The sequence below is a fragment of the Bacillus sp. JZ34 genome (assembly GCF_053903205.1).
Map to the genome: position 1 here is coordinate 2331146 of NZ_CP096403.1, position 23150 is coordinate 2354295.

The window sequence follows — 23150 nt, forward strand, 5'->3', positions numbered from 1 at the left end:
TCATGAATGGAACAGACAAACAAACCGTTTTTGCCGCTCTTTCTCACCTCCTCTCCTACCCTGATGAAGAGTGGAGAAAAGAACGTTCCGAATGGCAGCAGATCATCGGCGAAATCGAACATGAAGCGCTGAAAGGGCATCTGCTTGCCTTTTTGGAAAGCGCGGCTTCCTATTCGTCTGAGGAATTGATCGAAACGTACGTATATACGTTTGATTTCGGCAAAAAAACGAACCTTTATGTCACCTATTTCAACTCCGGTGAACAAAGGGAGCGCGGAATTGAATTGCTGCAGCTGAAAGATCTGTATCAGCAGTCCGGTTTTCAGCCGACAGACAAAGAGCTGCCGGATTATCTGCCGCTCATGCTTGAATTTGCTGCAGTCGCCGATCATGAAAAAGCTGCGGCTGTATTCCAAAAATACGCAGCGAACCTGGAAGAATTAAGATTGCAGCTTTCAGAGAATGAAAGCATCTATACGCCGTTATTAGACGGATTAATGATGATTTTAGAGGAAATTGGTGTTGAAAGGAATGTACAGCCATGATCGAACAAATCCTGTGGGTCATCCTCCCCTATATCGTCATCACCATTTTTATCGGAGGGCATATATACCGCTATCAACATGATCAGTTTGGCTGGACGGCCAAATCAAGCGAAATGCTCGAAAAGAAAAAATTGGCGCTTGGCAGCAGCCTTTTTCACTGGGGAATCTTTTTTGTCATCGGCGGGCATGTGATGGGAATTTTAATTCCGGAAAGCCTTTATCAAGCGCTCGGCGTATCAGAGCATATGTACCATAAAATCGCGATCGGTTTCGGACTGCCCGCGGGCATCGCCGCGCTGTCAGGACTTATCATATTGACCTACCGCAGATTCACGGACAAACGAATTCGAAAAACGAGCTCTGCCGGTGATTTCATCACGCTGGTCGCTTTGTTATTCGTCATGACGACTGGGCTTGCGGCAACCTTCTTGAACATCGATTCAAAAGGATTCGACTATCGGACAACAATCAGCCCGTGGTTTCGCAACATTTTCTTATTCAAGCCTGATGCCGGACTTATGGCGAGCGTGCCCCTCTGGTTTAAGCTTCATATTATGATGGGCTACGTCATTTTCATCGTCTGGCCGTTTACTCGGCTCGTCCACGTATTCAGCATGCCGCTAAAATATTTGACAAGAAGCTATGTTGTTTACCGAAAACGGGCGCCCCGCAAAAGCATTTAAACATTTTCCCTAAAGCCAAAACGGCTTTAGGGATTTTTTTCTCTATAGGCAAGCTACCCTTATTCCCTATCAATCATACGATAAAGCAAACCATCAGAAAGGAGCGTTTTTATTGTATCCATACGATCCTTCACTATATGATCCGTATCGCCAGCAATTTCCGCCGGGGCCGCCTCCAGGAGTTGGAGGACAGCAGCAACAGCAGTTTCTCCCCCCGCCGCCGAGCCAATTTCCGCAAGACACCGGCCCTTCGGTATTTGCCGTTGATCCCGGCGGAATCAGAAGATGCCTGTTCAAATATACATTCATCCGCTTAAGAAACGGCAGCCGCTTTTGGTTCTACCCGGTTTTCGTCGGACGTTATTCGATTGCGGGCTACCGCTGGAGACCGCGTCAATTCCGCTGGGTTTACTTCGGTATTGACTTGAACGAGATTACCTCATTCAGCTGTCAGTAAAAAAACAAGAAAAAGGCGCCCCAAGGACGCCTTTTTTCATATTGTTTATTTCGATTGCAATGTTTCCTTCTCGTCTTCCCAAGCCTCTGTGTTTTTCAGACCTGGAATCGAGCTTGCCTTAAAGACAGGGTTCTTCCCTGTTTTACGCTGATCAGTATAGTCTTTCAGCACTTTCGCGGCAATTCCGGAAAGAAGCAGAATCGCAATCAGGTTAATGATCGCCATTAATCCCATAAATAAATCCGCCATGTCCCACACAAGTTGAAAACCGGATACAGATCCGAAGATGACCATTGCGACAACAGCTGTACGGTAAACGGCAAGCGTCGTCTTGCTCTTTTTAATAAATTCAATATTCGTCTCACCATAATAGTAGTTTCCGACGATTGAGCTGAAAGCGAACAGGAAAATCGCCACTGCGACAAACGCAGGCGCCCAGCTTCCGACATGATGCTGCATGGCTGCTTGTGTAATTTGAATGCCGTCAAGCTCTTTGCCCGGCGTCAGATTGAACAGCAGAATCATAAAGGCTGTCGCACTGCAGATAACCATCGTATCAAAGAATACGCCAAGCGTTTGGATAAAACCTTGCTTCGCCGGGTGAGAGACATTGGCAGTCGCCGCTGCGTTCGGCGCGCTTCCCATTCCGGCTTCGTTTGAAAACAAGCCGCGCTTCGCACCGATAATAATGATGCTGCCGAGCGTACCCCCTGCAATCTGCTCGATCCCGAAAGCATCTTTCACAATCATCGCGAAAACGGCCGGTATTTGAGAAATATTCGTCAGCACGACAAATAAAGCAAGTCCAAGATAAATGACCGCCATAACCGGAACGATCAACTGCGAAACTGTCACAACGCGTTTCAAACCGCCGAAAATGATAAATCCGGTCAATACCGCCAAAACAATTCCGACCGTTGTTTTATCAAGGTTGAAAGCTCCTTCCATCGAACCGACGATCGTATTGGCTTGCACCGCATTAAAGATCAATCCGAATGTAATCGTAATTAAAACGGCAAAGATAATGCCCATCCATCTGGCGCCCAGCGCTTTTTCCATGTAATAAGCTGGGCCCCCTCTGAAATGATCGCCGTCTTTGACCTTGTACACTTGAGCCAGCGTACTCTCCACAAAGCTGGAAGCCATACCGACAAGCGCGACAACCCACATCCAAAAGACCGCTCCAGGTCCTCCTGTTGCAACAGCAAGCGCGACACCGGTCAGGTTTCCCGTGCCGACACGCGAAGCGGCGGAAATAAAGAAAGCTTGCAAAGACGAGACGCCTTTTCCTTTCTCCTCCTTTTGTCCGACGATACGAAACATCTCGAAGAAATAGCGGAATTGAACGAATTTCAATTTAAAAGTAAAGAACAGGCCTATTCCTATTAATATATAGACTAAATAAGTCCAAATAAAACCGCTTGGGACATTGATGATTTCGCTTAAAATTTCTTCCATAGCACCCTCCTGAAACAAACGAATTTTGTTTTGATGTTAAGTTTTCTAACATGATAGGATTATATCATAATAATGACACAAGAAAAACTAGATAGAATTTTCTGTCTTTTAAACATAAAGGCTGTTAACATCATTATTACTTTAGTCCCAATGCTCATTATAGCAGAGTATCATCTTTATTCATATATAAAAATGCGCTTTCATTCCAAGTGCGTTGCGAAAAATCTCATATTGTCAATAAATATTTGCCAACTGTCACAAAATAATCATCTTTTCTTATAACATAAAATATGCTAAGATGATGAGATACTAAGGGGATGAGATCAAATGAAAAAGACATTGTTTCTGCAACTGTCCATATTCTTTTTAGTCATTGCGAGCCTTCATTCGTTCTCAATGCCCCAGATGCCGGCAAATCACCATACGCAAAAAGCCGCTGTTTCAGGAGACGAACTCCATGAACTAACAGCCGGCAAATATGGTGAAGAAAAGGCGAAATCATTGTGGAATTCACTCGGCTTCGGAGCTGAATCCATCCTTCTCTTCATCTTAGCTGCGGCTTCCGGCCAGGCGTTCATGATGAACAGGCGGAAAGAGCATCTGAAGGCATTTATGCTCGCGGTGTTCTATCACTCTTCTTATTTCGATAAAGCGCATGTTTTAAAACCATAACCATACGAAAAAAAACGGGAGGTTTTAACATGTTATTTATTATAAGAACGGTGATTATTGGACTATTTTCATTAGCAGCAATCAATTTGTTTGTTTTTCAAGGAATTGAATTCATGCACGCGATTACCGACCTTTTCAATCGCCAGGACAGCTGAATTTGAAGCGATTTGAAAAAGCTAGACAATAAAATTCATGAAACAGTTTGATTGGCATGAGTCCGGCACTGCACGGATTCATGCCTTTTCATTTGGTCTTCCTTCGTCTTGTGATTGCAGTAAAAGCGGAACAATCCTATTATACTTAAATACAGCTTTTCCATCTTCTTCAAAAACAATTAAATTTTTTCGAAAAATTTTAAACATTTTTTCAACAACTGCTAGGATTTTATTTCAAATCTACAAATATAAGATATAATGTTTCTGTACCAATTAAATACCAATTACTTATAGAAAGAAGATGTTCATATGAGTAAAGTATCTGGAAAAATTGCTTTTGTTACTGGCGGAGGCCAAGGAATTGGCGAAGCAATCTGCAAACGCTTGGCGGAGGATGGGTTCGCTGTTGCAGTTGCCGATTATAATGTAGAAACTGCAACACAAGTTGCTGAGGACATTAACCAGCATAACGGTAAGGCAATTGCAGTTAAAGTGGATGTTGCTGATCGGGATGATGTTTTTAAAGCAGTCGATGAAACGGTTAAACGCCTCGGCGGTCTTGATGTGGTGATCAATAATGCAGGTCTTGGACCAACCACACCTATTGAAAGCATTACATATGAAGATTATCGGAAAATCTATGATGTTAACGTCGGCGGTACTTATTGGGGAATTCAAGCAGCTGTAAAAGCCTTTAAAGAACTTGGACACGGCGGGAAAATCATAAATGCTTCTTCTCAAGCCGGTCAAGTCGGTAACCCGGGCTTGGCAGTTTACGGCGGAACAAAGTTCGCTGTTCGCGGGATTACGCAAACGGCGGCAAAAGATCTAGCTGAATTAGGCATTACGGTTAACGCCTTTTGTCCGGGTATCGTAAAAACGCCTATGATGATGGGGATTGCACAGCAAACCGCTGATGAGGCAGGCAAGCCATTTGAATGGGGAATGGAACAATTCGCTAAAAATATTGCATTAAAACGCTTATCAGAGCCGGAAGATGTAGCAGCATGCGTTTCTTATCTTGCAGGGCCGGATTCAGATTATATGACCGGCCAGTCTCTTATCATTGATGGCGGAATGGTATTTAATTAATTTTAAAATCATATTCAATATGGAGGGCGGAGTTTTCCGCCTCCATATTGAAATAACAAGCTAGAGCTGATATGTCACGGTTCGTCCAATCACGCCCCGTTTAAAAATTTGGACCAAAGAGCGTCTTCCCTTTTGAAACCCCCTGTTTCAAAATGAACTAGTGCGAAGATTTCCCCTGCGATAAGCGGCACCCAAGATAGCTCCTTTCGATTCCCCACTCCAAGCCTCATAGGTTTATTTGCGCGCTTTTTCCGCCAATTTGTTTATTTCCTCCATTTTTTTCGATTTCCTCTAAACTGCGACCTCGAGTTTCAGGGACGCGTGTCCGGATAAATACAACTCCAAGTAAACAAATAACACCGAAGATTGCAAACACAGCTTCTTGAGACATCGAAGCGGTCATAATAGGAAATAGCAATCCAACCAAGAAAGAACCGATCCAGTTAAATGATGAAGCTATTCCAGACGCGCGCCCGCGAATGACCAGAGGGAAAATTTCTCCTACGATGACCCAAGTTAAAGGAGCCCACGTGAATGAATAAAGTGCTACATAGATACTTAAAAAGACAACCATCATCATCGGATTTGCATTAGGAATTAATATATTCAATATTGCCGGCAAAATAAAGGACAGCCCCATAATGGTTCCGCCTACTGTTAATAAAGTACGGCGATTAAATTTATCAGCGATCATGATGAATAGCAATGAACCTAGCACGAGAATAACACCTTGAATAATCGGCCACATCAACGCTGAACTTGCCGCATTCCCTGTTGCTTTTTCTACAATCAAAGGAATGTAATAAAAAATTGCGTTAGCACCCTGGAATTGTTGAAAAGCGGCAACACCCACACCAGCAATTAATAAAAAACGATATTTATTACTTAAGAGTGTAGCCCATGATGCTTTTTGATTTGCCTTTGTTTCCTCTCTGGCAGTTTCTTGAATTTGTGCTATTTCAGAATCAATCTCCCCTTTGTTAGAGCGAATATAGCTCAACACCTTGCGTGCTTCATCAAGTTTATTGTTCTTGATTAAAAAACGAGGTGATTCAGGTAACTTTAACATTCCAACATATAAGATCACAGCAGGTACGGCAGCCAAACCAAGCATCAACCGCCATGCCATTGTTTCCGGCAAATCTTTCAATAGAAAATCAACAATGTAAGAAAGCAACATTCCAGAACAAATCATGGTTTGATTAATTCCTGACAGCCGTCCGCGTAAACGTGCAGGCGCCATTTCCGACATATAGGCCGGGACCAATGCAGAGGCAGCACCAACGGCCAATCCTAATAAAACCCGAGAAATAATTAAAAACAGTACCCCATTATGAGGTGCTATTCCTGACAAAATGGATCCAACAACAAAAATGACAGCGGAAATTAAAATCATTTTGCGACGTCCCAAACGATCAGAAAGTTGTCCGGCCAGGGCGCCTCCAAAAATAGCGCCTAACATGACCGAAGAAGTAATCCAGCCAATAACCCCGGCGTTGTCTTGAAGGTTCCAATCGTGTTGCAGAAAAGGCAAAGCACCCGTCATAACGCCGATATCATAACCGAAAAGAATGCCGGCAAAAGCCCCGAAAAAATAAATGAAGCCACTTGAGATTTTCTTTTCATTAACCATTTAAGTTCCCTCCTCAAGGTTGAAATTATATTGTGTAATCCAGCCACCAAAATTATCGATGGCTTTTTCAGAAATCATTAAAGTGTTTCCAAACTGCAAATACATGCTAGGATATTGGTGGGATTTCTCACTAAACCTCATGGTTTTATTCGCCTATTATTAAACGCTTTCAATTTTTCCGGAACATAACGATAACGCTTACAAAATCATGAATATTTTGATATCTGATATCCCTATTTTTCACCTCCAAGGAAGCAGAGCCTCCTCGGAGGTTAGAGGCATTACTTAATTACTACATATTCCAGGTCAACCAGCTTTGCATAAGTGATCATTTGGTCTGTTGTTAAATTCAATGAAACAACTGTATGGTGACCGCCGCCGTTTTCAAGCCACGCTTTCACTCCATCCTGAAAGTTAGGCTTCACTTCCCAAAGCACCCGTGCCACCGGAAGGTTTGGTGCCGGAACAGTTGGTTCAAATGCAGAAACTTCGTTAATCAACAGTTTGTAATGCGTACCAAAGTCTGCCATTGAAACAACCACACCATCTCCTGCTTTTCCGTCGAACACTAAGCGTGCCGGGTCTTCACGATCACCAATACCTAATGGAGATACGATAATTTTCGGTTTGTTGCTTGCTAAAGATGGGTCAACTTCAAGCATATGTGATTGAAGGATTGATTCTTGACCGGCAGCTAATTCATATGTGTAATCTTCCATAAAGCCGGTTGATTGGTTACGGCTCATCACTTTGAGTAAACGATCGAGCGCTGCAGTTTTCCAATCTCCTTCACCAGCAAAGCCATATCCTTGGGCCATCAAACGTTGGACGGCAAGACCCGGAAGTTGTTTCATCCCATATAAATCTTCAAAGTTAGTTGTGAAGGCATTATAACCACCATCATCCAGGAAACGTTTAATAGCGATTTCATAGCTTGCTTGTACTTTTACGCTCTTCTCCCAATCTTCCTGACTGTAAGTACCATAATCAAATTCATAAAGGTCTGCATATTCAGCAAACAATCGATTAATTTCTTCATCTGTAACCGCATTCACGTATTGAACAAGATCACCAATGCCAAAGTAATCAACTGTCCAGCCAAATTGAATTTGCGCTTCAACCTTATCCCCTTCAGTAACAGCAACGTTACGCATGTTGTCACCAAATCGGGCGACCTTGATGTTGAAGCTTTCGTTATAAGCAACCGCTACGTCCATCCATTCCGCAATTTGCTGTTGCACTTCAGGGCGTTCCCAATAACCTACGACAACTTTATTTTGTTTTTGCAAACGGGCATTGATAAAACCGTATTCACGGTCCCCATGAGCAGATTGGTTTAGGTTCATAAAGTCCATGTCAATCGTTGTCCACGGAATACTTTCATTAAATTGTGTCGCTAAATGAAGTAACGGTTTTTGTAATAATTTTGTTCCGCGAATCCACATTTTTGCAGGTGAAAAAGTATGCATCCAAGTGATAACACCGGCAACTTCGTCACGATAGTTCACTTCTTTCATGATGCTTGTGATTTTATCTGCACTAACAGCTAAATCTTGCAATACAAGCGGATATGGCAATACAGCGCTTTCATTTAATGCATCAGTCACGGCTTGCGCGTGCGCTCTGACTTCTTCAAGCGCTTCTTCCCCATAAAGATGTTGTGAACCTACGACAAACCAGAATTCTTTTTTTCCTTGTGTTAACATCATAACCCTCTTTTCTTAAATGAATAGTTTGATAGAATTGACTTTACTTTTGACCATAATAAGCATTTTTACCGTGTTTTCGTAAATAATGTTTATCTAAAATACATTGTGGTAATTCTTTTGCAAAATGATTTAATTCTCGGGTAAATAAATTCATTTTCGCGACTTCATCCAACACCACACTATTCAATACTGCTGATTTTACATCTTTGCCCCAAGTAAATGGACCATGACCATGAAGTAAGACACCGGGAACAGCTAAAATATCTAACCCGCGCTCTTCAAATGTTTCGATAATGACATTACCTGTTTCTACTTCGTAACCTCGATCAACCTCCTCTTGTGTCAAGTATCGGGCACATGGCACGGAACCATAGAATGTGTCTGCATGAGTGGTCCCCATCGCCGGAACATCAAGGCCTGCTTGAGCCCAGATTGTCGCCCAAGTTGAATGAGTGTGTACAATTCCTCCAATTTCAGGATAATGCTTATAAAGTACCGCGTGAGTCGCTGTATCTGATGAAGGCCTCAGCTCTCCTTCAACAATATTGCCATCTAAATCAACAACCACCATATCACTAGCTTTCATTGTTTCATAATCAACACCACTAGGTTTGATAACGAATAAACCAGTTTCACGGTCAATGGCACTTGCATTTCCCCATGTGTATTTCACAAGGCCGTATTTAGGCAAGTCCAAATTTGCTTGTAACACTTCTTCTTTCAGTTGTTCTAGCACGTCAACCCCTCCACTCATTAAATCAAATGATCCACAGCGGCCTGCTCAATCATTAAACCTTTTTTGTACCGTTCGATAAATGCTTCAAATCCTTCAACATCTAATTGATCAGGGTAAATTTCTTGCCCGGCATCCTCTTCAAAGACTTTTTTGTCGAGGAAATCTTCTAAGCTTTCTTGTTGATCTTTGTTCATCATGTAAGATGCAAGAATAGCCATTCCCCACGCACCGCCCTCTCCGGCAGTTGCCATAACTGATACTGGCGTATTCATTGCAGCTGCAACAATTTTTTGTCCGACAAGAGGGGTTTTGAATAAACCGCCGTGAGCTAAAATGCTATCAATATCAATATTTTCCTCTTTGGTCAAAATATCCATTCCGATTTTCAAAGCTGCAAAAGCTGCAAAAAGGTGTGTCCGCATGAAGTTTGCTAAATCGAAACGACTCTCTGGTGAGCGGACAAATAACGGCCGGCCTTTTTCTAGTCCTGTAATATTTTCACCAGAGAAATAACCGTAGCTTAGTAAGCCACCGCCGTCTGAGTCAGCCTCCAATGCTTTATTCAACACCACTTCGAATAATTTATTCATTTCAACCTTTTGTCCCATTGCCTCAAAAAATTCACGAAACAACCCTAGCCAAGCATTCAAATCGCTTGAGCAGTTATTCGCATGAACCATTCCAACCGGACTGCCGTTTGGCGTTGTTACCAAATCAATTTCTGGATATACTTTCGAAAGTTCTTTCTCTAATACAATCATGGCAAAAACTGAAGTTCCTACTGAGATGTTTCCAGTGCGTTTCCTCACACTATTCGTAGCAACCATTCCTGTTCCAGCATCGCCTTCCGGCGGACAAACCGGAATGCCCGGTTGTAAATTTTTTGACTGATCCAGAATTTTCGCGCCAATTTCGGTTAATTCGCCAGCTTGCTCGCCTGAAATATAAACTTCAGGAAGAATATCCTTTATCCTCCAAGGATAGCCTTTGTTCGAAATCAGTTCATCAAACTGCTTGAGCATCGATTCATTGTAATTTTGCGTTGATTCATCAATTGGGAACATGCCCGAAGCATCTCCAATGCCAATTGCTTTATTGCCAGTCAGCAACCAGTGAATGTACCCAGCTAAAGTGGTGATATAATCAATGCGAGGCAAATGCTTCTCTTCATTTAGTATCGCTTGATATAAATGAGCAATACTCCACCGTTCAGGGATATTGAATTGAAATTGATCAGTTAATTCTTTTGCTGCAGCACCGGTTGTTGAGTTACGCCAAGTTCGAAACGGAACAAGCAGCTCCCCTGTGTTGTCAAAAGCCATATATCCATGCATCATTGCAGAAAATCCAACAGAACCGATTTTGCGAATGGTGATGCCATAATTTCGTTCAACATCATTCTTCATTTCACTATAAGCTGTTTGCAACCCAGTGATAATATCTACTAAGTTGTACGTCCAAAATCCATCTTCCAAGCGGTTTTCCCACTCATAACTTCCAGATGCGATTGTTTCAAAACTGCTATCAATCAACACTGCTTTAATACGTGTGGATCCGAATTCAATTCCAAGCGATGTTTCTCCCTCAGTTATCGCCTGCTTGATGTTTACTTGATTCGCTTTCACGTTATCCCCCCTCTGATAGCGATTTCAATATTATTCGAAAGAAGGCATTCCCCTTTTCGCTTAACTTAATTACAGACTTAGTATATTTTTTGTACGTACATTTGTCAATTAATAATATAATATGTTCATATAAATATCACAACGATATTTCTGTTCTCTTTCTCTTCATGCTTATAATAAAAAGTATTTGTATAACATGAAATTTAAAGAAAAAAATTAGAATTACTTATTCATTTTCACGAAAATAAGGTGAAATCTTTTCATTCATTGAAAGCCATGATAAAATATGTCCACACAAATCATTCAATTAAAAAAATTAGAATGCGAACAACTATGAAAGAAGTGAGTGAAATGAAACCAAAGTATAAGGTCATCATTAATGATATAAAAAGTAAAATCCTTTCAGGAGTTTACAGGGTAGGAGAACAAATTCCTACTGAATCCGCCATACAAGAAGAATACAAAGTCAGCCGGCACACTGTTCGAAAGGCGATTTTAGAGCTGGCGAACGAGGGGTTTTTAAGAAGTGAAAAAGGATCTGGCACTTATGTAAGTAACCAGTATCAATCAAAACCTGGAGGGAATTCCAATAATAAAATAATCGGTGTAATTACGACCTACATTTCAGATTACATTTTCCCGTCAATTATTCGCGGAATTGAAGGGAGATTGAATGAGGCTAATTATTCGTTACTATTAGCTAGTACAAATAATGATGTCGAACAAGAAAAAAAAGCTTTGGAAATGATGTTGTCATTTGGCGTCGATGGTTTAATTGTTGAACCTACGAAAAGTAATCTATACAATCCGAATATTGCTTACTATTTATCGTTTAAGGAACAGGATATTCCTTTCATCATGATCAATGCTTATTATGAAGAATTAGATGTTCCTTTTCTTTGTCTCGATGATGTGCAGTCCAGCTATCTCGCAACAAAAGAATTAATATCAAAAGGACATACACAAATTGGTCTCATTTCAAAAATGGATGATTTACAAGGAAAGTATCGAATGAAGGGGTATATAAAAGCGCTTGGTGAAGCCAAATTACGATTTCAACCAGAGCATGTGCTTTCGTACAATACAGAGACGAAGCTGGAACTATACACAAACCTGAAGAAGTTTCTAAATGAAAAGAGAGACGTGTTGACTGCAATTGTTTGCTATAACGACGAAGTAGGGTTGGAAGTAGCAAATGTATGCAGACAACTTAATATTTCTGTCCCGGACAAATTGTCAATTATTGGACAGGACAATTCGTATATTGCCAAAAATGCGAATATCAAACTAACAACATTGACACATCCTCAAGAACAAATGGGACACGATGCAGCTGATTGGGTCATCAAGAAATTGCAAGGAAAGAAAGACTTACCAAACGAAACCTACTATCAGCCTGTGTTAATTGAAGGTGAAACCGTAAAAGAGTTAGATGTACAATAATCTTGGTGTGATCAAGGAAAACCCAGTCCATGTGCACTAAAGGCGTGAACGCGGACTGGGTTGTTTTACTCTGTTATGAAATAAGCAGCAGAGAATTTTCATGTATTTGACGCTTACTCCAAAAAGAAAGCGAAAATCTCACCGATACGGGAACCTGTGTAAAGTTTATCTGGCATGCTCTTTTTCTGCAGCATTCTTCGTTGTCTTGCAGAATGGCTCTATTCTTGATAGGCATGTGGTGATATCCCTAGAATTGGGCGCAGGTCGATTTCACTCCCGTTCATGTTTGCTGATCCATACATCCGTTACTTCCCCTGCCTCATCTTCGTCGATGATGAAAGAACCGTTGCTGTACCGGTCATGAAGCTTGATATCTTTGACAAGCATCTCCTCTGTGATGCCTTTTTCGGTTTGAAGCGTGATTTGAGCATGATATGAGCATGCGAGCAGCCCGGTGATGCGGTGAGGTTTTTTCTTCAATTCCCTCAGCATGAGAACCCCTCGTTTCGCCCGTGACGTTTTTTCAAATTCAGTGCGGTTCATCCGCTTAATAGATCCGCGCTGGGTCACGAGCACAAGCACATCCGATTCCTCTAAAACCTGCCCGCTGGCGACAAAGTCGCCGTCTTTCAAATTGACGCCTTTGACACCGGCCGCCCTTGCACCGACGACGCTGACCTCATCTTCTGAGAACCACAGACCGTAGCCGGAATGTGTCGCGATAAACAAATCTTTCGTTCCGTCCGTTACATGAACATCAACCACTTCATCGTCGCCTTTTAAGTTAAGAGCGACCAATGCTTTTGAATAGCGCTGTGCTTTATACTGCATCAGCTGAGTTCTTTTCGCCATTCCGTTTTTCGTAAAGAACAGCAGGTATTCAGATTCGGTAAACTCTCTGACAGGGATCGCCTTGACGATGGATTCATCGCTGTCGATCGATATGATATTCGTGATGTGCTGACCCAAGTCTTTCCATCTGATATCAGGAAGCTGGTGAACCGGACAATACACATAGCTCCCTTTATTTGTAAATAAGAGCAGTACATCTGTCGTATTCATTTCCAGCTGACAGAGCAGACGGTCGGTATCTTTCATGCCGAAGTCCTGGCCGTTTGATGCAGCAAAAGACCGCTGGCTCGTTCGTTTAATATAACCGTCTTTCGTCACGGTCACATAAACGTCTTCAGACGCCACCATCACTTCAAGATTGATTTTGATTTCTTCAATTTTCTCCTCGATGACAGAGCGCCTTTGACCGGCATAGGTTTTTTTCACCTTTTTCAAGCTGTCTTTGATCACTTTCAAGAGTTTCTTGTCATTGGAAAGGATCTCTTCCAGCTCTTTGATCTTCTGGTCGAGTTCTTTTGCTTCTTCCTGGAGAGCCGTAATATCTGTGTTTGTCAGCCTGTACAGCTGCAATGAAACGATCGCTTCAGCCTGCGGCTCTGTAAATGCGAACTTTTCGATCAGATTGTTTTTGGCATCGCGCTTGTCATTGGAGGAGCGGATCGTCGCAATGACTTCATCCAAAATGGACAGTGCTTTCATCAATCCTTCTACGATATGATGCCTTTCCTTCGCTTTTTTCAGCTCATACTGAGAACGGTTGGTGATGACTTCTTTTTGGTGGCCGATATAAGCGTCCAAAATTGATGTGAGATTCATCAACATCGGTCTTCTGTTATGAATAGCCACCATGTTAAAGTTGTACGGAATCTGCAAATCCGAGTTTTTGTACAAGAAATTTAAAATACCTTGTGCATCCGCTTCTTTTTTCAGCTCAATCACGATTCTGAGTCCTGTCCGGTCGGTCTCGTCACGGACTTCGGAAATCCCTTCGACCTTCCGTTCAATCCTGAATTCGTCCATTTTTTTCACTAAATTCGCTTTGTTGACTTCAAACGGAATTTCAGTAATGACAATTTGCTGGCGGCCGCCTCTGATGGTTTCGATCTCGGCTTTGCCCCTGATGATGATTTTACCTTTTCCGGTTTCATAGGCTTTTTTTATGCCTTCTTTACCCTGAATGATTCCTCCGGTCGGAAAGTCCGGTCCTTTTACGAGCTCCATGAGGTCATCCACACTGCAGTTCGGCGAGTCAATCCGCCTTATCACGGCATCGATCACTTCCCCGAGATGATGCGGCGGAATGTCAGTCGCATACCCGGCGGAAATCCCTGTCGATCCGTTGACAAGCAGGTTCGGAAACATCGCCGGAAGGACGACGGGCTCCTTGCTTGTATCATCAAAGTTTGGCACAAACTCGACCGTTTCTTTGTCAATATCTCGCAAAAGCTCTGAAGCGATCGCTGCGAGCCTTGCTTCTGTATAACGCATCGCAGCCGGCGGATCACCGTCGATGCTTCCGTTGTTACCGTGCATTTCAACCAGCACGTTGCGAACCTTCCAGTCCTGGCTCATCCGCACCATCGCTTCGTAGACCGAACTGTCTCCATGAGGATGATAGTTCCCGATTACATTACCGACCGTTTTTGCGGCCTTGCGGAAATTCTTATCGTGCGTGTTCCCTTCCGCATGCATGGCGTATAGGATTCTTCTTTGAACAGGCTTCAGGCCGTCCCTGGCGTCAGGGAGCGCCCGATCCTGAATAATATATTTGCTGTATCGGCCGAAACGGTCGCCGATCACGTCTTCCAATGGTAAATCATGATAAATCTCTGGCTGTGCCATTTATTTAAACCTCCTCAGCGACCGATAAATTCTCGTTTTCTAAAATGTTGCTTTCTTCATCAAGTCCGAAGGCGACGTTTTTCTCAATCCATTTTCTTCTCGGCTCAACTTTGTCGCCCATCAATGTCGTCACGCGCCTTTCCACACGGGCTGCGTCATCGATTTTAACCCTGACAAGCGTTCTTGATTCGGGGTTCATTGTCGTTTCCCAAAGCTGGTCAGCGTTCATTTCGCCGAGACCTTTATAGCGTTGAATCGTATATCCTCTTCCGACTTTTTTGAGGACGTCGTCCATTTCTTCATCAGACCAAGCATATTCAATGATTTCTTTTTTGCCAGACCCTTTGCTGACTTTATAGAGCGGCGGCAGCGCGATAAACACTTTTCCGTGCTCGATCAGCGGCTTCATATAGCGGTAGAAAAAAGTCAGGAGCAGCACTTGGATATGAGCGCCGTCTGTATCCGCATCTGTCATGATGATGACTTTGTCGTAATTGATGTCCTCAATGTCAAAATCAGCGCCGACCCCTCCGCCGATCGCATGAATAATCGTATTGATCTCTTCATTTTTAAAAATATCGGCCAGCTTCGCTTTTTCCGTATTGATAACCTTTCCGCGGAGCGGCAGGACAGCCTGGAATTTCCGGTCTCTTCCCTGCTTTGCTGATCCTCCGGCAGAGTCACCCTCCACGAGGTACAATTCGTTTTTGGACGGATTCCTTGATTGTGCAGGCGTCAGCTTGCCGGAGAGCGTCGCTTCGGATTTCTTTCTTTTCTTTCCGCTTCTTGCCTCTTCTCTTGCTTTTCTCGCAGCTTCTCTTGCCTGGGAGGCTTTAATCGCTTTTTTGACGAGCAATGTTGCCGTTTCCCTGTTTTCTTCAAGGAAATATGCGAGCTGCTCGGAGACGATCGCATCAACGGCTGACCTTGCTTCACTCGTGCCGAGCTTTCCTTTTGTCTGTCCTTCAAATTGAAGAAGCTCTTCAGGAATACGGACGGAAACGATGGCTGACAGGCCTTCCCGGATGTCCGTTCCTTCAAGGTTTTTGTCCTTTTCTTTTAAAAGGGCCACCTTTCTCGCATATTCGTTGAATGCTCTTGTCATCGCCGTTTTCGCACCGGACTCATGGGTTCCTCCGTCCTTTGTTCTGACATTATTGACGAATGACAGGATGTTTTCGGAATAGCCGTCATTAAATTGAAACGCGAAGTCCACCTCGATGCCGTTGTGCTCCCCTTCAAATGAGACCACTTCAGAAAGCGCGTCTTTCTCCTCATTTAAATAAGCGACAAAAGCTTCGATTCCGTTTTCGTATAAAAACGTTTCTTTTGTTTGATCGCGTTCATCGATCAATTCGATTTTTAATCCTTTTAACAAAAAGGCTGATTCTCTCAGACGCTCTGAAAGCGTTTCAAAGTTAAAAGTCGTTGTGCTGAACATCGTAGGATCAGGCTTGAAATGAATCAGGGTGCCGGTCTTTTTGGTCGTTCCGATTTTATCAAGGGATGTCACCGGTTTGCCGCCGTTTTCAAAACGCTGTCTGTAAACATTTCCGTCCCGCTCAATTGTGACTGTCAGCCACTCAGACAGGGCGTTTACAACGGATGCACCGACGCCGTGCAGCCCCCCGCTCGTTTTATAGCCGCCTTGGCCGAACTTTCCTCCGGCATGCAGCACTGTCAAAATAATTTCGGGAGTCGGTTTGCCGAGCTTATGCATTCCTGTTGGCATTCCCCGGCCTCTGTCTTGCACCGATATGCTGTTATCTTTATGTATCTTTACTATAATATGATTCCCATGGCCCGCAAGGACTTCATCGACGGAATTATCGACGATTTCATATACGAGATGGTGCAGACCCCGGCTGTCTGTCGAACCGATGTACATACCGGGGCGTTTTCTGACCGCTTCAAGGCCTTCGAGCACCTGTATGGAATCATCATTATAGTCAAATTGCTGTTTCTTAACCAAATGCATAAACCCCTTTCAAAAATCAAACATTGCTTATAAAGAATAATACACACTCTGTCATGTAAAGCAAAGTATTATCCGATTCTTTTCCAATCGCTTCAAGCATTGTCGGGAAAATGTTAAAATGAATGCCGTTTTTTTGCACAGCCGTCATTTTACACGATTCGCCCCCTGGAGGACAAGGCTTTTCCACCAGCAATTGGAAAATCATTCTTAAAAAAACTGTCCAAGACTTATTGTAGCCGTTTTTCACAGCAATTCGCAAACATATTCTCGCATAAAAAAGACAAAAACCCTTGAATAAACAAGGATTTTTGTCTTTTTTATGCCGATTTTGTTAACGCGTGTGCCACTTTTATACACAAATCCATAATCACCGTATAGCCTTTTTCGCTCAGAAGCCGATAAGCTTCTTCGTTGACAAGCCCCTGCTGCGCCCAAAACACATCTGCGTCTATCTCCAGGAATTCCTTTGCGACATCGGGCAAATGTTCGGATCTTCTGAACACATTGACGATATCGACATGTCCTTCAATGTCTTTTAATGATGCCACAGCCTTGACGCCCAGCGCCTCATCTATGGACGGATTGACAGGGATGATGTCATATCCCGCGTCCTGCATCGCTTTTGATACCATGTACGATGTTCTTTCAGGATTGTCGGACAGGCCGACTACCGCGATTCGTTTACTGTTTTCAAGAATGCTTTTGATTTCCTGTTTAGAAGGGTTTTCCATGGCGATCACTCCTTTTACGTTCAGTTTACACGAAATCAAAGGCGATAATCAAAATTTTCATATGATTAGGGCGCATTATCTTGTATGATATATACGGTACTTCTAAAGAAAAGCCGTCATGAAAAGCGCCTCTCATGTTAAAATAAAGAGAAGGGATCATCTAAAAAGGAGAAATGAAATGTTAATTGCTTTATTATTTGTTTTAGCCTATCTACTCGGCAGCATTCCGTCCGGCTTAATTGTCGGAAAGGCCGCCAAAGGAATCGACATCAGGGAACACGGCAGCGGCAATCTTGGCGCCACCAATGCATTCCGGACACTTGGAGTGAAAGCCGGCTCCATCGTGGTGGCTGCGGATATTTTGAAAGGGACGCTCGCCGCCTTTCTGCCCGCCATCCTCCACATCGGCGTACACCCTTTGTTGGCCGGTGTAGCCGCAGTCATCGGGCATATGTTCCCTGTGTTCGCCAAATTTAAAGGCGGAAAAGCTGTCGCTACTTCCGGAGGCGTATTGCTTTGCTATCAGCCTTTTCTGTTTCTCACAATGATTGCGGTGTTCTTTCTGTTTTTGTATATCACAAAATATGTATCGCTTTCTTCCATTTTAACCGGCTTGTATACAACGGTTTACAGCCTGTTTACGAAAGATCTTTTATTGGTGGCAGTCGTCGCCTTTCTAACGGCGTTTGTCGTATACAGACACAGGACGAACATTAAACGCATTATGGATAAAACCGAGCCCAAAATCAAGTGGATGTCCGGCAAAAAATGAGCCTATCCGAAAAACATTATATTTTCATGATCGGACAAAATCGTTATATACTATAAATAGATTCAGCATAGATTCAGCATGCTTTGAAACAAATGATGAAGGAGTGCTTGCCCGTGAATTTGAAAATTAATGAAGAGGCGCTTAAATGGTATAAGGACGAGCTTGATTTAAAAGAAGGAGATCAGGTTCGCTTCTTTGTCCGTTACGGAGGCTGCAGCAATGTTCAAAAAGGCTTCTCCCTTGGGGTTTCAAAAGATGAGCCGCAGCAAATCGGTGTGAGCGCGGAAAAAGACGGCATTACGTTTTTCGTTGAAGAAAGCGATGTATGGTATTTCGACGGCCATGATCTGCTTGTCACCTATAACGAATCTTCGGAAGAGCCTGTTTTTGAATATCAGTAAAAAAGAGCATTTTATAAAGCTTGCAGAGAAACTCTTGTTTTTCTGCAAGCTTTTTTATTTTTCATCTTAATTAAAGTACCGAAAAAGCCTTCCAACACATAGACTGGCTCGCCCGAGTGTGCGGCAGCTGCACACCGTACGCTGCGTACACCTCCCGAATAACCGAGTGAGTATAGATTCTGTATATCTAAAATGCAGTTCGTCTAAAATAAACCGGCAAGGATTTTCCCATTCTTAAAGATTTTTACATACTCTTCTATTATACAGAGTCATTGAGATCGAGGTGTTTGACATGGTTTACGGTGTGATAACCTTTATTTTGCTAGCTGTTTTTCTGATCTTTTATTTAACGGACCGAAGAAGGATCATCAACGGTTTTTTATTCAATCTATTTTTTTGTTCATTTCTTGTTCTATCCTACTATCTGGCATACGTTGTCGGAATCGGTTTTTTCAGACTGTTCGTCATTGTACCGCTGCTGATCTTTTTCTTTATCCTAACGTTTGGTCTATTTGCTTTAATGATCGGGTTATTTCTGAATGCGAGAATTCTTATCAAAAGAGAAGGACGGCGATTGTCTAATTGTTTGACTTTAATTTCCGGGTTAGGCATTATCATATTTTTCCTATTATCCGTGATTGACCCCGCTCGTTTTTTATCGCCAAATGTTCAGCCATTGTTTGCGGGATCATCGCTTATTACGGTCTATTTCTTTTTTCATTTAACAAATTTCTTAACAGCTTATTTTCTATATCAATTTAACAGACCGAAGCTTAATCAGGATTACATCATCGTTCTCGGGAGTGGATTAATTAACGATACAGTACCCCCGCTTTTAGCAAGCAGGATCAATAAGGCTGTCGATTTTTATTGGAAACAGACAGCTGTTGCTTCTCCGCCAAAAATCATTTTCTCCGGCGGGCAAGGACCTGATGAAAATCTTTCTGAAGCCGAAGCTATGCAAAGATATGCTATAAAAAAAGGGATACCTGGAGAGCACACTTTGAAAGAAGACCGTTCTGTAAATACATATCAAAATATGCTTTTCTCCAAACAACTGATGGACTCATTAACAGACGGCAAATATAACAGCATCTTCACAACAAACAATTTCCATCTGTTCCGTGCCAGCCTATATGCAAAACGAGCAGGCTTGAAAAGCGATGGCATCGGTTCAAAGACCGCTTTTTATTATTGGCCGAACGCCATGATCCGTGAATATATCGCTGTTGTTGTGATGAATCGTAAACGGCATAGCATTGTCGTGGGAACTATATTGGGTATTTCTATCCTTTTGACCGCATTTAATTTTTTCATTGATTAAAAAATGGCAGTCTCAATTGATTATGATGGGTATTTTCGAAGGACATCTTCACCAAAAAGGTGTCTTTTTGCTTGGAAAATATAATTTCACTGCACTGATGCTTCAAATATCTTTTTAATAGTCGGCATAACAGCGATTGATAGAATGGAAAACGATTTTCCCCCTATTTCGCAAAAACCTCCCCTTCTTTTATCTGCAACAAGCCACAACTGAAAAGTGATTTTCTCAAATGCTAAAGCCTCAATTTACCCTTATCAGATCTAATGGTGAACAGGTTCTTTTTTCTCAATGCTTCTCCCTGCTTCAAGTAGCTGTTTTTTTGGTGCGCTTGGACTTTAAATGCTTACAACAGTGAAAGGAATATGTAAGATAAATCAATGGTTTCGTTTGGAGGTTTTATATATGATGGGTTCGAGGTGATAAAAGATGAAATGGTTTTTAGGGATTTTAACGGTAGGACTGATGATTTTGGCCGGGGGCTATTTTTTATATTCCGGATATTATTCAACGGAAGCTTATTACGTCAAAATTACAACAGATCCAAAAGTCGTTAAAGAAAAAACAAGTGATGGATACACATATATAAATTATAACTATGATGTTACGGGTTATGATAAAGATGGAAAACCCAAAAACCTAAAACTCTCTTCTCAGGAAAAAATGCAGAAAGGTCAGTATTATATTATTCATTGGGAAGACAGAAGGGAAATCATATCCAGCAAAGAAAAAGCAAGCGAGAAGCAAATAGATCAGGACATCCTGCACAAATTAAACAATCAAAGTCAATGAGACGCTCACTCTGCTCCCTAAAACTTCTTGTTTTAGGGACTTTTTCACGAAAAATAAAATGACTGCGGCCTTATCAAGGCATGAAAAACACTAAGGTACGACATCTTGAAACTAAAGATATCGTTCCGACTTTTTCTCCTTCAATGTTTGCTCATCAGGATGAAACAAGCAAGGACAATGCTTGCTTGTTTCAAGGGTGTCCGGGTATCTCTAAAACACCGGATTATTCGAGCCTGAAACGCTTGATATGGCTTGAGAGCTTTTCTTGTTTTAAAATCTCGATCTGCTTCTCTCCCAATAAATCAAAGTGAGGAAATTTGCTTCTTTTATGGATCCACTCTTTTTTCAGTCCGTACTGTTTGCCCCACTCTGCAAGCTTATCAATGTTGCCGCATCCGGCTTTTGTCACGGTATTGACATCCGGATACCTGTCATCGAGCCAGTAATGCGTGAGGAACGCAACTTCGCCGTTTAAAACGGCGCGCTTCCATTCGTTCAGCTCGTTTCTTTTAATACCGAATGCCATTACTTTTTGGCCTCTTCATAAGCTTCATGCCACTTTGGATAAAGCTTACGGAACTGAACCGGTTTGAAGCTGTCCCCGTCAACGCAAATATGGGACGATGTGGCCTTCACAGCGGTTTCACCAGCGGAATTGAAGATTTCATACCCATATACCGTTTTAAAGCCGTTATATTCTTCAATCCATGTATGTACCGTCGCGGTTTCACCGTAGCGAAGAGGTTTGACGTAGCGGACATTGATATCCACGACAGGCGACAGGATGCCGTCTTTCTCCATTTCGGCGTAAGAGAAGCCGAGTTCTTTAATTAAAGCCGTCCGTCCAACCTCCATCCAAATCAAATAATTGGCGTGATAGACGACGCCCATTTGGTCTGTTTCGGCATAGCGGACTTCTATTTCTTTTTTTGAGACGTACAAATTCCTCTACTCCCTTTTCACAATATATATAATCCAATCTTAGCATATAGAATGGGCAAAAACACGACAGACGGCTTCATGCAAAAAAACCAGGTCGCCCTGGTTTATTGATGATATCCGTTTTCGCGGTCTTCCGCCTCGTCATGGATTTCATTGCGCATCGCCTCAATGCTCTCATTTCGGCGTTGATTTTTTTCGCGGATCTGCTCCTGTTCCGCCTGGTTGGCAAAAGACAGCTGCTCCTCAGACTCCTCGATATTTTCGATTGTGTTCTGCACCATGTCTTGAAGCTTCTCCACGTTGTCTGATCTGTCATCCGGATGATGTTTTTGGTGTGTCATGCGGGTCTCTGCCTCCTTTTCTTCTTTACTCGCCCTTTGTCTGCATAATGATCGGCGTTTCTCCTGATTTATCATGCATCTTTTTTCCTTTGTTGCGCTTATATTCTACCGGTTTTGTCCCAAGATGGCTTGGGGCAAATTTAGACTGTTTGTCATGTTCCCTCGGCATGTCTATCCCTCCTTTTCAGCATTAGGATTCTCAAAAAGGAGCGTAAACATGAATCGATTTTTAAAAAGTCACTTCAGCTTAAATTTCTCTTCAAGCTTATCTTCCAGCCGATCAAGAAACTCCTGGTTGGTCATGAGCTCCTTTTTGTTTTCCAAGACAAGTTCTTCAAATGTCCGCCTTTTCGTTTTTTTCATGTTGAATCACCTCCAGCTTGTTTTCATTTTCACCATTTTTTGGGCGATATAAGCAAAAAAGCCGGGATTTTTTATAATCCCAGCTTTTCTTCCATATTCTTTTTCGACATCGTCCCAAGGACGATATCTTGAATCATTCCGTTTTCATCAATAATAAATGTTGTCGGATACGAAAAAATCTCGTATTTCGCATTGATGCCCGTTCGATCTAAGACGATAGGGAAATGTAAACCGTGCCTTTCGGCAAACGTTTTGACCGACTCTTCGTTTTTCTCGGAAGAGGTAAAGTTGACGGCCAAAACGGCAATGTCCTGATTTTCGTTTTGGAGTTCTTCCATTGCAGGCATTTCTATTTCACACGGTTTACACCAGGTGGCCCAAAAATTCAACAGCACTTTTTTTCCTTTAAAGTCTGATAAAGATACTTCGTTTCCATCCTTTAAAGACGGAAGCGTAAAATCAGGCGCCTTGTCTCCTTTCGCAATGCCGATTTCGGCTTCCTTTTGCCCTGTGAAGTTCCATACCGCAAGACCGGCCAAAACGAAAAGAAACGCGGCAGCCAGCAATTTTTTCATCATCGGCATCCTCCAATTCAGGATCACGCTGA

At 42.5% G+C, this 23150-nt stretch carries 25 protein-coding genes; 11 read left to right on the top strand and 14 right to left on the bottom strand.

All coding sequences use genetic code 11. The features are described from left to right. Window positions 1-2: 2 nt before the first annotated feature. The 3 genes from narJ (at window position 3) to M1D90_RS11645 (ending at window position 1685) form a co-directional block, all read left to right on the top strand. A complete protein-coding gene (gene narJ, locus M1D90_RS11635; protein WP_020451628.1) occupies window positions 3-545 on the top strand; it encodes a nitrate reductase molybdenum cofactor assembly chaperone in 543 nt (180 codons plus the stop codon). Further along, window positions 542-1228, top strand: coding sequence for a respiratory nitrate reductase subunit gamma (gene narI / locus M1D90_RS11640; protein ID WP_020451627.1), 687 nt, complete (start codon window positions 542-544; stop codon window positions 1226-1228). The genes narJ and narI overlap by 4 nt, the downstream gene beginning before the upstream one ends. Before the next feature lie 112 nt (window positions 1229-1340). Next, window positions 1341-1685 (top strand): hypothetical protein, encoded by a 345-nt coding sequence (locus M1D90_RS11645; protein ID WP_020451626.1) that lies wholly within the window; start codon window positions 1341-1343, stop codon window positions 1683-1685. Window positions 1686-1730: 45 nt separating this feature from the next. Here the strand turns inward: M1D90_RS11645 and M1D90_RS11650 are convergent, their stop codons facing one another. Beyond that, window positions 1731-3143 carry an alanine/glycine:cation symporter family protein gene (locus M1D90_RS11650; RefSeq protein ID WP_023857575.1) on the bottom strand — a complete coding sequence of 471 codons (1413 nt, stop codon included), beginning with the start codon at window positions 3141-3143 and terminating at the stop codon, window positions 1731-1733. Window positions 3144-3470: 327 nt separating this feature from the next. Here M1D90_RS11650 and M1D90_RS11655 point away from each other — a divergent pair, with 327 nt between their 5' ends. The 3 genes from M1D90_RS11655 to M1D90_RS11665 all read left to right on the top strand — a co-directional run bounded on the left by M1D90_RS11655 (window position 3471) and on the right by M1D90_RS11665 (window position 5062). Continuing rightward, window positions 3471-3815 (top strand): hypothetical protein, encoded by a 345-nt coding sequence (locus tag M1D90_RS11655; protein WP_020451623.1) that lies wholly within the window; start codon window positions 3471-3473, stop codon window positions 3813-3815. A 29-nt stretch (window positions 3816-3844) separates the two neighbouring features. Continuing rightward, on the top strand, window positions 3845-3970 hold the full coding sequence (locus M1D90_RS11660) for a hypothetical protein (protein ID WP_020451622.1): 126 nt from the start codon (window positions 3845-3847) through the stop codon (window positions 3968-3970). A 309-nt stretch (window positions 3971-4279) separates the two neighbouring features. Further along, the gene (locus tag M1D90_RS11665) at window positions 4280-5062 is read left to right on the top strand and encodes a (S)-acetoin forming diacetyl reductase (RefSeq protein ID WP_020451621.1); all 783 of its coding nucleotides are present in this window, start codon (window positions 4280-4282) and stop codon (window positions 5060-5062) included. A gap of 226 nt (window positions 5063-5288) precedes the next feature. Here the strand turns inward: M1D90_RS11665 and M1D90_RS11670 are convergent, their stop codons facing one another. The 4 genes from M1D90_RS11670 to M1D90_RS11685 all read right to left on the bottom strand — a co-directional run bounded on the left by M1D90_RS11670 (window position 5289) and on the right by M1D90_RS11685 (window position 10765). Beyond that, a complete protein-coding gene (locus tag M1D90_RS11670; protein ID WP_079289399.1) occupies window positions 5289-6695 on the bottom strand; it encodes a sugar porter family MFS transporter in 1407 nt (468 codons plus the stop codon). A gap of 281 nt (window positions 6696-6976) precedes the next feature. Beyond that, window positions 6977-8401, bottom strand: coding sequence for an L-arabinose isomerase (araA, locus tag M1D90_RS11675; protein WP_020451619.1), 1425 nt, complete (start codon window positions 8399-8401; stop codon window positions 6977-6979). Between the two features lie 43 nt (window positions 8402-8444). Further along, window positions 8445-9140, bottom strand: coding sequence for an L-ribulose-5-phosphate 4-epimerase (locus M1D90_RS11680; protein WP_039072737.1), 696 nt, complete (start codon window positions 9138-9140; stop codon window positions 8445-8447). A 17-nt stretch (window positions 9141-9157) separates the two neighbouring features. Continuing rightward, window positions 9158-10765, bottom strand: coding sequence for a xylulokinase (locus M1D90_RS11685; RefSeq protein WP_095290632.1), 1608 nt, complete (start codon window positions 10763-10765; stop codon window positions 9158-9160). 351 nt (window positions 10766-11116) lie between these two features. On the opposite strand from M1D90_RS11685, the gene M1D90_RS11690 reads away from it, so the two are divergent. Continuing rightward, on the top strand, window positions 11117-12208 hold the full coding sequence (locus M1D90_RS11690) for a GntR family transcriptional regulator (RefSeq protein WP_020451616.1): 1092 nt from the start codon (window positions 11117-11119) through the stop codon (window positions 12206-12208). A 270-nt stretch (window positions 12209-12478) separates the two neighbouring features. Here M1D90_RS11690 and parC read toward each other — a convergent pair whose 3' ends face one another. From parC to M1D90_RS11705, 3 genes are all read right to left on the bottom strand, one after another. Then, window positions 12479-14902 (bottom strand): DNA topoisomerase IV subunit A, encoded by a 2424-nt coding sequence (gene parC / locus M1D90_RS11695; protein WP_020451615.1) that lies wholly within the window; start codon window positions 14900-14902, stop codon window positions 12479-12481. Window positions 14903-14906: 4 nt separating this feature from the next. Continuing rightward, entirely contained in the window at window positions 14907-16874 is a 1968-nt protein-coding gene (parE, locus tag M1D90_RS11700; RefSeq protein WP_020451614.1) for a DNA topoisomerase IV subunit B, read from the bottom strand. A gap of 323 nt (window positions 16875-17197) precedes the next feature. After that, complete coding sequence (locus M1D90_RS11705; RefSeq protein ID WP_075754574.1) at window positions 17198-17611, bottom strand: CoA-binding protein; 414 nt, start codon at window positions 17609-17611, stop codon at window positions 17198-17200. A 178-nt stretch (window positions 17612-17789) separates the two neighbouring features. Between M1D90_RS11705 and plsY the strand changes: the two genes are divergently transcribed. From plsY to M1D90_RS11725, 4 genes are all read left to right on the top strand, one after another. Next, complete coding sequence (gene plsY, locus M1D90_RS11710; RefSeq protein ID WP_025809960.1) at window positions 17790-18383, top strand: glycerol-3-phosphate 1-O-acyltransferase PlsY; 594 nt, start codon at window positions 17790-17792, stop codon at window positions 18381-18383. A 113-nt stretch (window positions 18384-18496) separates the two neighbouring features. Continuing rightward, window positions 18497-18784 (top strand): HesB/YadR/YfhF family protein, encoded by a 288-nt coding sequence (locus M1D90_RS11715; RefSeq protein ID WP_020451611.1) that lies wholly within the window; start codon window positions 18497-18499, stop codon window positions 18782-18784. Between the two features lie 292 nt (window positions 18785-19076). After that, entirely contained in the window at window positions 19077-20108 is a 1032-nt protein-coding gene (locus M1D90_RS11720; protein ID WP_212791709.1) for a YdcF family protein, read from the top strand. A gap of 426 nt (window positions 20109-20534) precedes the next feature. Beyond that, window positions 20535-20897, top strand: a complete 363-nt coding sequence (locus tag M1D90_RS11725) for a YxeA family protein (protein WP_130569491.1) — start codon at window positions 20535-20537, stop codon at window positions 20895-20897. A 223-nt stretch (window positions 20898-21120) separates the two neighbouring features. On the opposite strand, the gene M1D90_RS11730 is transcribed toward M1D90_RS11725, so the two are convergent. The 6 genes from M1D90_RS11730 to M1D90_RS11755 form a co-directional block, all read right to left on the bottom strand. Further along, window positions 21121-21423, bottom strand: coding sequence for a hypothetical protein (locus M1D90_RS11730; protein ID WP_020451608.1), 303 nt, complete (start codon window positions 21421-21423; stop codon window positions 21121-21123). After that, on the bottom strand, window positions 21423-21839 hold the full coding sequence (locus M1D90_RS11735; protein ID WP_020451607.1) for a YbgC/FadM family acyl-CoA thioesterase: 417 nt from the start codon (window positions 21837-21839) through the stop codon (window positions 21423-21425). Before M1D90_RS11735 ends, M1D90_RS11730 begins: the two co-directional genes overlap by 1 nt. A gap of 104 nt (window positions 21840-21943) precedes the next feature. Next, complete coding sequence (gene tlp / locus M1D90_RS11740; protein ID WP_023857589.1) at window positions 21944-22180, bottom strand: small acid-soluble spore protein Tlp; 237 nt, start codon at window positions 22178-22180, stop codon at window positions 21944-21946. Between the two features lie 25 nt (window positions 22181-22205). Then, on the bottom strand, window positions 22206-22349 hold the full coding sequence (locus M1D90_RS11745; protein ID WP_003182261.1) for an acid-soluble spore protein N: 144 nt from the start codon (window positions 22347-22349) through the stop codon (window positions 22206-22208). Window positions 22350-22417: 68 nt separating this feature from the next. Beyond that, window positions 22418-22543, bottom strand: coding sequence for an FbpB family small basic protein (locus M1D90_RS11750; protein WP_023857590.1), 126 nt, complete (start codon window positions 22541-22543; stop codon window positions 22418-22420). Window positions 22544-22614: 71 nt separating this feature from the next. After that, a complete protein-coding gene (locus M1D90_RS11755; protein ID WP_075213276.1) occupies window positions 22615-23121 on the bottom strand; it encodes a redoxin domain-containing protein in 507 nt (168 codons plus the stop codon). Between the last annotated feature and the right edge of the window lie 29 nt (window positions 23122-23150).